Source organism: Zavarzinia sp. (genome assembly GCF_049306435.1).
Lineage (GTDB): Bacteria > Pseudomonadota > Alphaproteobacteria > Zavarziniales > Zavarziniaceae > Zavarzinia.
Genome location: NZ_JBAQRT010000024.1, coordinates 1 through 10,942, shown reverse-complemented (window position 1 = coordinate 10,942; position 10,942 = coordinate 1). Strand labels below are relative to the sequence as shown.

General features: G+C 68.8%; 14 protein-coding genes. All 14 read left to right on the top strand.

What is annotated here, in order from left to right; all coding sequences use genetic code 11:
* The first annotated feature begins 93 nt into the window (after positions 1–93).
* Positions 94–297: a TraR/DksA family transcriptional regulator gene (locus WAZ62_RS01350; RefSeq protein WP_422641733.1), complete on the top strand. Its 204-nt coding sequence runs from the start codon at positions 94–96 to the stop codon at positions 295–297.
* Positions 297–749, top strand: coding sequence for a hypothetical protein (locus WAZ62_RS01345; protein ID WP_422641732.1), 453 nt, complete (start codon positions 297–299; stop codon positions 747–749). The genes WAZ62_RS01350 and WAZ62_RS01345 overlap by 1 nt, the downstream gene beginning before the upstream one ends.
* Position 750: 1 nt before the next feature.
* Positions 751–1,080: a hypothetical protein gene (locus WAZ62_RS01340; RefSeq protein ID WP_422641731.1), complete on the top strand. Its 330-nt coding sequence runs from the start codon at positions 751–753 to the stop codon at positions 1,078–1,080.
* Positions 1,080–1,649: a phage protein Gp27 family protein gene (locus WAZ62_RS01335; RefSeq protein ID WP_422641730.1), complete on the top strand. Its 570-nt coding sequence runs from the start codon at positions 1,080–1,082 to the stop codon at positions 1,647–1,649. Before WAZ62_RS01340 ends, WAZ62_RS01335 begins: the two co-directional genes overlap by 1 nt.
* Positions 1,649–3,319 carry a phage terminase large subunit gene (gene terL, locus WAZ62_RS01330; RefSeq protein WP_422641729.1) on the top strand — a complete coding sequence of 557 codons (1,671 nt, stop codon included), beginning with the start codon at positions 1,649–1,651 and terminating at the stop codon, positions 3,317–3,319. Before WAZ62_RS01335 ends, terL begins: the two co-directional genes overlap by 1 nt.
* Positions 3,320–4,765 (top strand): hypothetical protein, encoded by a 1,446-nt coding sequence (locus tag WAZ62_RS01325; RefSeq protein ID WP_422641728.1) that lies wholly within the window; start codon positions 3,320–3,322, stop codon positions 4,763–4,765.
* A complete protein-coding gene (locus tag WAZ62_RS01320; protein ID WP_422641727.1) occupies positions 4,762–6,270 on the top strand; it encodes a phage minor head protein in 1,509 nt (502 codons plus the stop codon). The genes WAZ62_RS01325 and WAZ62_RS01320 overlap by 4 nt, the downstream gene beginning before the upstream one ends.
* Positions 6,270–6,497, top strand: coding sequence for a hypothetical protein (locus tag WAZ62_RS01315; protein ID WP_422641726.1), 228 nt, complete (start codon positions 6,270–6,272; stop codon positions 6,495–6,497). Before WAZ62_RS01320 ends, WAZ62_RS01315 begins: the two co-directional genes overlap by 1 nt.
* Positions 6,498–6,680: 183 nt before the next feature.
* The gene (locus WAZ62_RS01310) at positions 6,681–7,067 is read left to right on the top strand and encodes a hypothetical protein (protein ID WP_422641725.1); all 387 of its coding nucleotides are present in this window, start codon (positions 6,681–6,683) and stop codon (positions 7,065–7,067) included.
* A complete protein-coding gene (locus WAZ62_RS01305) occupies positions 7,060–9,090 on the top strand; it encodes a hypothetical protein (RefSeq protein ID WP_422641724.1) in 2,031 nt (676 codons plus the stop codon). Before WAZ62_RS01310 ends, WAZ62_RS01305 begins: the two co-directional genes overlap by 8 nt.
* On the top strand, positions 9,090–9,290 hold the full coding sequence (locus WAZ62_RS01300; protein WP_422641723.1) for a hypothetical protein: 201 nt from the start codon (positions 9,090–9,092) through the stop codon (positions 9,288–9,290). Before WAZ62_RS01305 ends, WAZ62_RS01300 begins: the two co-directional genes overlap by 1 nt.
* Before the next feature lie 3 nt (positions 9,291–9,293).
* Positions 9,294–9,974 carry a hypothetical protein gene (locus tag WAZ62_RS01295; protein WP_422641722.1) on the top strand — a complete coding sequence of 227 codons (681 nt, stop codon included), beginning with the start codon at positions 9,294–9,296 and terminating at the stop codon, positions 9,972–9,974.
* On the top strand, positions 9,971–10,459 hold the full coding sequence (locus WAZ62_RS01290) for a hypothetical protein (RefSeq protein ID WP_422641721.1): 489 nt from the start codon (positions 9,971–9,973) through the stop codon (positions 10,457–10,459). The genes WAZ62_RS01295 and WAZ62_RS01290 overlap by 4 nt, the downstream gene beginning before the upstream one ends.
* On the top strand, positions 10,456–10,942 hold a 487-nt coding region (locus WAZ62_RS01285; RefSeq protein WP_422641720.1), incomplete at its 3' end, for a hypothetical protein. The genes WAZ62_RS01290 and WAZ62_RS01285, both read left to right, overlap by 4 nt.

Below are 10,942 nucleotides of genomic sequence, written 5' to 3'. Positions count from 1 at the left end.
AGCTGGCGGCCGCCGGGGGCTGCGGCGCCCTGCCGGCGACCTGCGCCTGGCTGGGCCGCCTGAAGGCTCACTGCGACAAGGTGGAGATCTTGCGTGGCGGATGATGCCGACCGAGCGCAGGAGCTGGCCGCCACCCTGAACGACACGGCGCTGGCCGCCCATCGCCGCCGGGTGATCGGCCCAGCCCACCAATGGTGCATCGACTGTGGCGGGGGCATCCCGATCGAGCGGCAACGGGCCGCACCCGGGGCGATGAGGTGTTTCGACTGCCAGCAGGCGGCAGAGAGGAGATGGTGATGCCCGAATGGTTACAGAGCTGGTGGCCGGCGATCATCCTAGGCACGCCGCTCGCCCTCGGCAGCATCACCTGGGCGATCCGCAAGGGTCTCGCCAGCCAGAAGGATCTGCAGGCGGCGGAAGAGAAGGCCACGACGTCGATCGCCGCCGAAGGCAAGCAGCGCGACCAGGACTATCGGCACATTCAGGGGCGCCTGAACGAAATCGACCGGCGCCTCGATCGCGGCGAGGACCGATTCGAGCGTATCGGGTTGCGCCTCGATCAGCTCCCGAACAAGGACGACATCAATCGGATCGCCCTCGGCATGGCCGAGGTCAACGCCAATGTCGGCAAGATCGGCGTCCGGGTCGAGGGCCTCTCGGATCGTCTCGGGCAAACCGACGAGCGGCTGCAGACGCTGGATGATTACCTCCGCCAGGACTCCCTGATCGAGAAACAGAAGGGCACATGACATGAGCGACCCGATCGCCGCCGAGCGGCTGGACAATTACAGCCTGATCCGCAATCGCCGCCTGCGCGGCGTCCTGCTGTCGATCCTCGCGATCACGCCGGGCGAGAGGTCCAGCGCCGTCGAGCTGCACGCCATGATGGCCGGCGAAGCCGTGCCCTATACGATGGCCGAGATCGAGGCGCAGCTCGGATGGCTGGGCGAGCACGGCTATATCATCGCGACGGTGCGGGTCGGCGAGATCGTCGGCACCGTCACCGACAAGGGTGCCGACGCGGTGACCCGGCGCAACATCGATCCCGAGATCATCCTGCCCCGGCCCAGGGCACGCTGATGGCCCGGCGGTCCAGCATCGACCGACTCCCCCCCGAGATCCTCGACGCGGCGGAGCGCATGTGGGCCAGCCGCCAGTTTACCCTGGCGGAGATGGTCGAGCGCATCAATGCGATGGCGCCGCCCGACCCGGTGAGCCGATCCGCCCTGCACCGCAAGACGCAGGAGTGGGATGAGGAGCTGAAGGAAATCCGCCAGGCGCGGGATCTGTCGCGCGCCTGGAAACAGTCGGTCGCGGAAGACCCGGACGGCGATATCGGCTCGATCGTCGGCGAACAGCTGAACGTGCTGGCTTTTCGCGTGGTCAAGACCATGCGGGCGAAGGATGAGGTCCCCCTGGACGAGTTGGCGAAGGCGGCGAAGCTGGGCCGCGACCTCGCGACCAGCGACAAGCTGCGGGCCGATCGCGACCAGCTGGTACGCGCGGTGACCGCGCCGATCGACGTCATCCAGACCGTGCTCAAGCGCCTGACGGACAAGGTCAACGAAATCGGTCGGCCGGAGCTGGCGGAAGCCCTGCTTGAGGTGCTGGAGCCGGTCGGCCTGGAACTCGCCCGGGAATTCGGCTAATGGCCAAGAGGCGCCTTCGGGGCCTGACCAAGGCCGAGTTCCGGGCGTGGCTGGGCGACCAGGCCGGGGCGCTGCGCAAGGCGATCGAGACCGAGGTCACGGGCCTGGACGAGAGCCCGGCGGCGATCGCTGATCGCCGGGCCAAAGCGCTGGCCCCGGACGGCTTCGAGTATTTCTGCCGGACGTATTTCCCCCACTACGTCAAATCGCCCTCCGCCTCGCGGCTGCACCAGTATCTGTTCAAGCGCCTGCCCGAGATATTGGCCGATCCCGCCGGCCAGAACGATGTGATCGCCGCCCCGCGCGGCGAGGCCAAGAGCACCTTCTGCACCCAGCTCTTCCCGCTGTGGTGCATCGCCAGGCGGGCCAAGCATTACATCCTCGTGCTCATGGACGCCTTCGACCAGGCGGCCGTCATGGTCGAGGCGATCAAGGCCGAGCTGGAGGCCAACCCGCGCCTGGCGCTGGACTTCCCCGAGATGGTCGGGGCGGGGCGCGTCTGGAAAGAGGGCGTGATCGTCACCAAGGCCGGCATCAAGGTGCAAGGCTTCGGCTCGGGCAAGCGCCTGCGCGGCCTGCGGCATGGCCCGCACCGGCCCGATCTGGCCGTCCTCGACGACATCGAGAATGACGAAAACGTCAAATCGCCCGAGCAGCGGGACAAGCTGGAAGCCTGGGTCGACAAGGCCGTCCTGAACGTCGGCGCGGCGGACGGCACCCTGGACGTGATCTATATCGGCACGACGCTGCACTATGACGGCGTCCTGATGCGGAAGGTTCGCAATCCCCTGTGGCGGGCGATCAAGTTCGCCTCGATCGTGCGGCAACCCGACCGCCTCGATCTCTGGGAAGAGTGGGAGGCGGTGCTGCGCAACGACGGCCCGCAGGATGCCGACGCCTTCTATGCTGCCCGCGAGGCGGCGATGAACGAGGGCGCGATCGTGTCCTGGCCGGAGGTCCGGCCGCTCATCGCCTTGATGAAACTGAAGGTCAAGATCGGTCAGGCGGCTTTCGACAGCGAGCAGCAGAATGACCCGATTTCCTCGGAAGATGCGCTCTTCGGCTCGCCCGTCTTCTGGGTCTCGCGCATTGCTGCCTGGGTCTTCTTCGGCTCGGTCGATCCCTCGCTGGGCAAGGCCAACCGCAGCCGCGATCCGTCCGCGATCCTGGTCGGCGGGCTGAACCGCGAAACCGGCGTGCTCGACGTGATCGAGGCCAGCATCCGGCGCCGGCTTCCGGATCGGATCATCGAAGATGTGATTGGTCTGGAGGAAGAGTTCCGCTGCCTGCGCTGGGCGGTTGAGAGCGTGCAGTTCCAGGAGTTCTTTCGCACGGAATTGGTCAAGCGCTCTGCCGCCCGCCGCATCCCGGTGCCGGCGGTGCCGGTGATCCCCTTCGCGGACAAGGCCCTCCGCATCGAGCGGCTCCAGCCGCACGTCGGCAACGGGCTGATCAGATTTAACCAGGCGCAGCGCGTGCTGCTCGACCAGCTGCGCCACTATCCCATGGTCGACCACGACGACGGGCTCGATGCCCTCGAAATGCTCTGGTCGATCGCCCTGGGCGCCCCCATTCCGGCGATCGGGTCGGTCGCACCACGCGCGGCCGTGGCGCCGCTGCCGGGCGGCCGCCTGCTGACCCGCCGCCTCACCATGTTCGGGAGACGCTGAATGATCCGCAAGATACTGGCCAGGATTGGCCTGGTGCGCGAGGCCGCGCCGGAGGTGCCGGCGCCGGCGCAGCGCGTGGTCGAGGCGCGGGACGACGAGGCGGGTTGGCGCCCGGTCAGTCAGTCCAAGCGCGATCTCTCCCCGGTGACCCAGAAGCGCATGATGGAGCTTGCCCATTACGCCTGGGAGCAACACCGCGTCGCCAACCGCCTGATCGAGCTGCCCCTCGCGTTTATCCTGGGCGATGGGGTCTCGATCAAGGTCGACGATGACGAGGCCCAGGCCTGGCTGGATGCCTGGTGGGGCGATCCCATCACCCGTCTCGACCTCAACATCGAAAAACGTGTCCGGGAGCTCGCGCTGTTCGGGGAGCAGCTGATCATCACCTTCGTCAACCCGATCGACGGTCATGTCCGTCATGGCGCCATCGATCCATCCGCGATCGCCGAGGTGGTCACGGATCCCGAGAATTCCTCGCTCCCCATCGGCGTGACAGTCGAGACCGAAACCGGCGTCAAGCGGACCTACAAGGTGATCCTCGACGGCGAGGACGCCGAACTGCTGCGCGTGCCCGCCCTCGTGCTCCGCGACGGCATGACGGCGGGCGAGTGCCATTTCTGGCGCATCAACGACCTGCTCACCGGCTGTCGCGGCCGCTCCGACCTGCTGTCGGCCATCGACCTCGCCGATGCCCTGTCCCAGCTCATCTTCGGCGAGGTCGAGCGGGCCGTCGCCCTGCGCTCGATGGTGTGGGACGTCAAGGTAACGGGCGCGACGCCGGACGATATCGACGAGCTTTCGCGGAAGATGGAGCCGCCGGCACCGATGTCGATCCGCGTCCACAACGAAAGCGTCGAGTGGAATGTGCTCTCGCCCAAGCTGGAGAGTGCCGATGCCGCCGGGACGCTTCGCTCGGTGCGCAACGAGATCCTGGGCGGCGCCTCGATTCCCGAGCACTGGTTCGGGGGCGGCGGTGACGTCAACCGGGCCACGGCCGCCGAGATGGACGAGCCGACCTACAAGGTCTTCCGCCGCCGCCAGCTCCTCTGGAAGGCGATCCTTGAAGCCGAGGCGCGCTATGTCCTGCGTCGGCGCCTGATCGCCCAGGGCCGCTCTCCCCGCGAGCTGGACCGCCCGGAGATGAAGCCCAAGGCCGATTTCCCGACGATGCAGGCGATCGATGTCAGCCGCTATGCCCAGGCCCTGGGCCAGGTCGTGTCCGCCTGCGCGGCCGCGATCAGCGCGGGGTTGATGACCGACGAGATCGCGGTCGGGCTGATCGCCCTCGTCGCCGGCAAAATGGGCATCGAGATCGACGCCGAGGCGATGCTGGCGGATGCCCGCGCCGCGTCTGAAAAGCGCCGCGAGGCCGACGCCTTCGCGACGCCGCCCGTCGATCCTGTCGAGCCCGTCGATCCTGCCAAGACTGGTGACGCCCAAGGATGACCGGCGACGACAAGGATCGCGACCGGCGCTTCAAGGCGGAGCGGGCAGCGCAGCTGCGCCGCGCCGCCGAGATCCAGGCCGCGACCTTCGCCGAGATCCAGGGGCACCTGGCCGAGGCCCAGACGCGCATCGCCGCCGCCCTGGCCGCGACCCCCAGCGATTTCCAGACGTGGCGCCTGACCCAGTTGCAGGCGGAGGTCCGGCGGGCGATCGCCGACGTCGAGGGCCGGGCCGGCCAGGCGATCAGCGGCGGCCTCGACAAGTCCTGGACGGCCGGGGCCGAGCTCGTCACCAAGCCGCTGGCCGCCGCCGGGGTCGATATCGAGGCACGCCTGGTCGCGCTCGATCCTCGTGTGCTCGAACAGCTCAAGTCGTTTCAGACCGACCGCCTGCGCGACATCGGAACCGCGGCGGTCGCGAAGATCAACACCGAGATTGCCCAGGCCGCGATCGGCACGCAAACGCCGTTCGAGGCGGCCTCGAAAGTCGCTACCCACCTTGGGGGCGCCGAGGACCGCGCGCGGACGATCGTCCGCCTGGAGCTGGGCACCGCCTATTCGGCCGCCGGGCACCAGCGCATGGCGCAGGCCCTGAAGGCCGGGGTCAAAGGGCTGGAGAAGCAGTGGCGGCGATCGGGCAAGCGCCATCCCCGCATCACCCACGAGCTGGCCGATGGCCAGGTGCAGGAGATCGACAAGCCGTTCCTGGTCGGCGGCATCCAGATCATGTTCCCGCGCGATCCGGCCGCCCCGATCGGCGAGCGCATCAACTGTGGCTGCGGGTTGCTGCCCTTCATGCGTCACTGGCGCGTCGAAAACCCGCGCGAGAAGCCCTATACCCCGGCAGAGCTCGCCACCAATACCGCCGCCCGGCAGGTCGAGCAGATCCGCGCCGATGCGGAGAAGGCCACCAGCGGCGCGGCCGCCGCCGCCCGGCAGATGGCGACGCTGGAAGCCGCGCTCGGCCCCGGCCGGGTAGCCGAGTTGCGCAACTCGCTCGCGGATACTCCATGGGGCAGGACCAGGGCCGGCGGCGAGCCGCTGTCGCTCTCCGAGGCCGAGGCGCTGGCCCTGCACGCCTACACCCATGTGCGGGGTGTTGGCGGCGCCCGCCAGGTCAATGACGCCCTTCGCGAGGGGCGGATGACCGCTCCTCTCCATGACCTGGTCGCGCTCCAGCGTCAGGCCCTGGCCAAGCTGCCGGCGGTGCCGGGCCAAAGCACCCGGTTGGATAATCTGCCGCCGCCAGAACTGGCGAAGATGGTGCCCGGGGAGGTGTGGGTTCCGGCCGCATGGGTGTCCACGACGCTTGATGCCTCCAGGCTCGACGGCTACTTCACGCGGCGGCCTCATAGGCTTATGATCACGGGGAAGTCGGGGCGGTCCCTCGTATCTCTCTCGACATTCGATCAGGTCGAGGCGCTCTATCCGCCCGGCACCCGGTTCATGGTTATCGAAACCGAAACGACGCCGGCCGGCCTCGATATCGTCCTGGAGGAAGTGTGATGGCCGAGGTCTATCGCTACGAATACGAGGGGGGCTCGGTCTCATCAATCCGGCCCCTGTCGGCCGCCGATCTCGCCCGCAGGGCGGAAAAGGCCCGCCGCAGGCTTGAGGCAGCGGCCAAGGCCCCCACCCTCGATGATGCAGGCCAGCGTGCCGCTGAGGCGATGATCGAGCGCTGGGACAGCGAGATCGTGCAGGCCGACGCCTCCGCGCCGAAGTCGGCCTGACCTCCGACCGCCATAGAGCGCGCTGGAGCGACGAAAGGCCGTCGCCGCACCATCGGGTGCCCGAGGCCGCTTCCCCCTTTTTCGAGACGTTCGAAAGGGCCTTCCCGGCCCCGGTTTCGCCCCCGGCCTAGGGGCGTAAGGTCCATCTGACCGGATATGCCGCGCCGCCCGACACTGGGCGCCATGGCAAAGCTCAAACCCACCCCCAAGGATACCGAGGGCGCCCCCCTTGAAGCGGGCGCCACCACGACGCTGCCGGCCGACCAGGTCGACGGCGCCAGCGAGGGCGGCAGCGATGCCGCCCTCGCATCCGATCCCATGCCCGCCGTGGTGCCGCCGGCCGAGATCGCCCGGCCCCAGGACATGCCGGACGATCTGACCTGGTCGAAAGCGTCCTGGGCGCTGCGCGAGGCCGCTGGCGGTGACCGCGCCCTCGTCGAGGTCGCCCGCCTCGTCGGCATCCAGCCCGAGGAGGTCCTCGATTTCCGCGCCTGGCCCAAGGGCCTGTCGGTGGTGACCACGGCTGGCCAGAAAATCCAGATCGCCTTCGGGATCAGCGCCGATGAATAAGCTCGCGCTCCCGCTTGCCAGCGTCGCCCTGCTCGAAGCCGATCCCGAACCGGGGTCGGAGCTGCATCGCGGCGTCCTCGACGTGATCGAGGCCGAGGGCACCCCGGGCCGCCTGCGCGTCCGGGTGCTTTCGGCCGGCCTCTCCGGCAATCGCAACTATTATCCGGACGAGGTGCTGCGCGAGAGCGCAGCGATGTTCGAGGGCATCCGCGTCATCGTGAAGCCCGACGCGGTGCATCTTGCCGGCGCCGGCAAGGATCCGCGCGGCGTCATCGGCCGCCTGACCCAGCCCCGGTTCGTCGCCGGCAGCGGCAAGGACAAGGGCTCGATCGAGGCCGTGTTCGAGGCGTTGGACGATCAGGATCCGATGGTGCTCAAGCTCTTCGCGGCCGCGAAGCGCGGCATGACCGATGTCTTCGGCCTGTCCATCGACGCCCGGGCCGCCGTCCGCGAGGCCCAGGGCGTCCGTCACGTCGCCCGCTTTATCAAAATCAATTCCGTCGACGTCATCGTCGAGCCCGGCGCCGGCGGGCGCGTGCTCGACGTCATCGAAGCCGCCCCCGAACAGGAGCCGCCCATGCTGCGCGCCAAACTGATTGCCACCATCAAGGCCAAGCGCCCGGCGCTGCTCGCCGGCCGCGACGCCAATGCGCTGACCGACGACGAGCTGGAGGTGCTGGTCACCGAAGCCCTCGGCGCGCCCGTCGATCCCCAGACCCCGGCCGGCCTCACTCAGGCGCAGCTGGCGGAAGCCCTGGTCCAGGTCGAGGCCAAGACCACGGCGCGCGCGACCGTCTCCGCGTCCAGCCTGCCCGCGACCGCCAAGGAGCGGGTGATCGCCACGCTCGAAGCCCAGGGCGACTGGGGCGCGGCCGCAACCGCCGCCGCGATCAAGGCCGAGCAGGACTATCTGGCGCCCTTCGTCGATGCGGGCCGCGTCGGCGGCCTCGGCGGGATTTCGCGCATCCAGACCGGCGAGACCCGCGCCGAAAAGGTCCAGGCGATGCTGGAAGCCTTCTGGGATCCGACCCACAAGGATCACGGTCAGGCGCAGTCGATCAAGGAGATCTATATCCAGATCACCGGTGATGCGCGGGTGACCGGCCGGGTGCGCGATTGCGACCAGGGCCTGATCCGCGAGGCGCTGAATTCGGCCAGCTTCGGCGAGGTACTGGGCGACGCCATTCACCGCCGGCTCGTGGCCGACTATCGCAGCCCGAGCGTCTATGACGCCTGGCGCTCGATCGTCAACATCCGGAGGCTCGGCGACTTCCGCACCAACCACGTCACGCGCCTCGGCGGCTATGGCGACCTTCCGGCGGTCGCGGAGGGCGCGGACTACGCCGCCCTGACCTCGCCGAGTGACGAGGAGGCGACCTACGCGGCGACCAAGCGCGGCGGCTTCGAAACGATCACGCTGGAGATGATCAAGAACGACGATGTCGGCGCGCTGATGAAAATCCCGGGCCGGATGTCGCGTGCGGCCAAGCGGACGCTGGGCAAGTTCGTCTTCGACTTCATCCGGACCAATCCGGCGATCTACGATACCGTCGCGCTCTTCCACGCGACGCATGGCAATCTGGGTTCGGCGGCGCTCGATGCCGCCAGTTTCGCGGCCGGCCGCCTCGCCATGCTGAAACAGACCGAAGCGGGCTCGCTCGACCGCATCGGCATCGGCCCCCGCTTCCTGCTGGTGTCGGCGGATGGCGAGGAGGGTGCGGTCAATCTCTTCCGCCGCAACACCAATAACGACAAGACCTTCGTCCAGACGCTGACCCCGGACATCATCCCCGTCTGGTACTGGACCGACGCGAACGACTGGTCGATCGTCGCCGATCCCGCCGACATCGAGACGATCGAGCTCGGCTTCCTCGACGGGCAGGAGGAGCCCGAGCTCTTCGTCCAGGACAATCCCACCGTCGGCTCGCTCTTCACGGCGGACAAGATCACCTACAAGATCCGCCATATCTACGGCGGCGCCGTGGTGGATTACCGGGGCCTCTACAAGGCGGTGGTGGCGTAATGGCCGCCGCCAACCCCTTCGCCGCCGCCGATGGCATCACCCAGGCGGAGGCCGAGGCGCAGCCGCTGCTGGCCATCGTCGCGGCGGCTGGCGCCATGTGGGATATCCTCGCCATCCTGCCCGGCAAGGCCGAGGCGACCCTTGCGCAGCGCCGCCTCGAAGAGGTCGTGTTCTGGGCCAGCCGCGCGGATCAGGCCTGACCGATGCTGGCCGATCTGCAGGATATCGTCGGCGACCTGGTGCGGGATGCCGTCTCGCGCCTGGGCGATGCCGCGCGGGATCGTGCGATCGGCCTCGCCGTCGTCCAGTACGGCAAGGATCGCCCCCGCGTGATCGTCGAGGACCTGGTCTCGGCCGCCGGCACGCCCAAGACCCTGCCGCTGCCGGCCGACTGGCTGCAGGGACAGAGCCGCGCCCTCTCGATCGAATATCCGATCGGCGAGGTGCCGACATCCCTCCTGCCCCGGCACCTCTGGACGGTCGCGACAGTGCCGACCGGGGAGATCATCGCCTTGCCGGCCGAGGCCGTCACGGGCGCCGCTCATCGCCTTGCGTGGTGCCGCCCGCATGTGGTTTCCGCGTTCGAGGATAGCATCCCCGATCAGGACCGCGAGGCCGTGGCCCAATACGCCGCCGGCCTGCTGCTCGATCAGCTCGCCACGCTGACCTCGGGTGACCGCGAGAGCACGATCAAGGGCGACAGTGTCGATCATGGCGAGGCGGCACCCAACTACGCCGCCCGCGCGAAGACCGCCCGCCAGCGCTATCACGACCTGCTCGGCATCGATCCCAAGCGGCTGCAGCCGGCCTCGGTGACGGTCAACCCGCCGCTCGTATCGAGCAAGGGCGAGGGCCGGCTGTTGTGGCGGAGGAAGCGCTCGTGACCGCGATCCATCACAATGCCGAGGCGATCGCCGCAGCCTTCGATCAGGCGCCGGAGATCGTCCGCGAGGAGATCGAGGCCGGCGTCTACGAGGCCTCGCTCCTGCTGGAGCGTCTGGTGGTCGAAAAAACGCCGACCAGCGGCGCCGGCACCCTGCGCGAGAGCATCGGCGCCTTGCCGGTGGTCTTCACCGGCGCCGCCTGGGAAGGCGGTGTCGGCACCGCGCTGGCCTATGCCGCGCCGATCGAGGAGGGCTCGAAGCCCCATATGCCGCCCCTCGCGCCCCTCATGGATTGGGTCAAGCGCCGCCTTGGCGTGGCGCCCGACGAGATCGAGGGCGTGGCCCGCGCCATCGCCTGGAAAATCTTCCACCATGGCACCAAGGCCCATCACATGTTCCGCGACGGCTTCCGGGCCGGCGAGCCACAGGTCCGCGAGATCCTGGCTGGCCGGATCGATGCCGCCCTGGCGAGGATCGCGGCATGAGCGCGCTCGATGATATCCGCGCGGCGATCGTCGCCCGCCTGACCGCCCTCGTCGATATCGGTCAGGTCCACGCCTATGAGCGGCTCGCAAAAGAAACCAAGGGCTTCGCCGATCTGTACGGCTGGGCACCGGCCGGTGGCGGGCAGCGCGAGGTCCGGGGCTGGAATGTCCGCCGCACCGCGTCCCGCGGCCAGGCGCAGCCGGGGGGAACGCTGGTGATCACCGCCTGGCGCCTGACGGGTTTCCTCTCAATGGTCGACCTTGAGGCGTCGGCGCATACCGCCGATACGCTGGCCGACGCCGTCGCCGCGACGTTTCGGGCTGACCCGGGACTGGGTGGCCTCGCGATCGGCGATCCCGTCGAGGGTATCGACGGCCCGGTGCTCGCCCTGTCGCGGCCGGTGATGTTCGCGGGCGTGCTCTGCCATGAGCTTCAGCTGGACTGGGTGACCGAGCATCTGGAGCCTTCGGCCGGCACCGGCC

What these genes read in the sequence shown, in the direction of transcription:
- WAZ62_RS01345 (WP_422641732.1), top strand. Translation starts at nt 297, where the DNA reads ATGCCCGAATGGTTACAGAGCTGGTGGCCGGCGATCATCCTAGGCACG.
- WAZ62_RS01340 (WP_422641731.1), top strand. Translation starts at nt 751, where the DNA reads ATGAGCGACCCGATCGCCGCCGAGCGGCTGGACAATTACAGCCTGATC.
- WAZ62_RS01335 (WP_422641730.1), top strand. Translation starts at nt 1,080, where the DNA reads ATGGCCCGGCGGTCCAGCATCGACCGACTCCCCCCCGAGATCCTCGAC.
- terL (WP_422641729.1), top strand. Translation starts at nt 1,649, where the DNA reads ATGGCCAAGAGGCGCCTTCGGGGCCTGACCAAGGCCGAGTTCCGGGCG.
- WAZ62_RS01325 (WP_422641728.1), top strand. Translation starts at nt 3,320, where the DNA reads ATGATCCGCAAGATACTGGCCAGGATTGGCCTGGTGCGCGAGGCCGCG.
- WAZ62_RS01320 (WP_422641727.1), top strand. Translation starts at nt 4,762, where the DNA reads ATGACCGGCGACGACAAGGATCGCGACCGGCGCTTCAAGGCGGAGCGG.
- WAZ62_RS01315 (WP_422641726.1), top strand. Translation starts at nt 6,270, where the DNA reads ATGGCCGAGGTCTATCGCTACGAATACGAGGGGGGCTCGGTCTCATCA.
- WAZ62_RS01310 (WP_422641725.1), top strand. Translation starts at nt 6,681, where the DNA reads ATGGCAAAGCTCAAACCCACCCCCAAGGATACCGAGGGCGCCCCCCTT.
- WAZ62_RS01305 (WP_422641724.1), top strand. Translation starts at nt 7,060, where the DNA reads ATGAATAAGCTCGCGCTCCCGCTTGCCAGCGTCGCCCTGCTCGAAGCC.
- WAZ62_RS01300 (WP_422641723.1), top strand. Translation starts at nt 9,090, where the DNA reads ATGGCCGCCGCCAACCCCTTCGCCGCCGCCGATGGCATCACCCAGGCG.
- WAZ62_RS01295 (WP_422641722.1), top strand. Translation starts at nt 9,294, where the DNA reads ATGCTGGCCGATCTGCAGGATATCGTCGGCGACCTGGTGCGGGATGCC.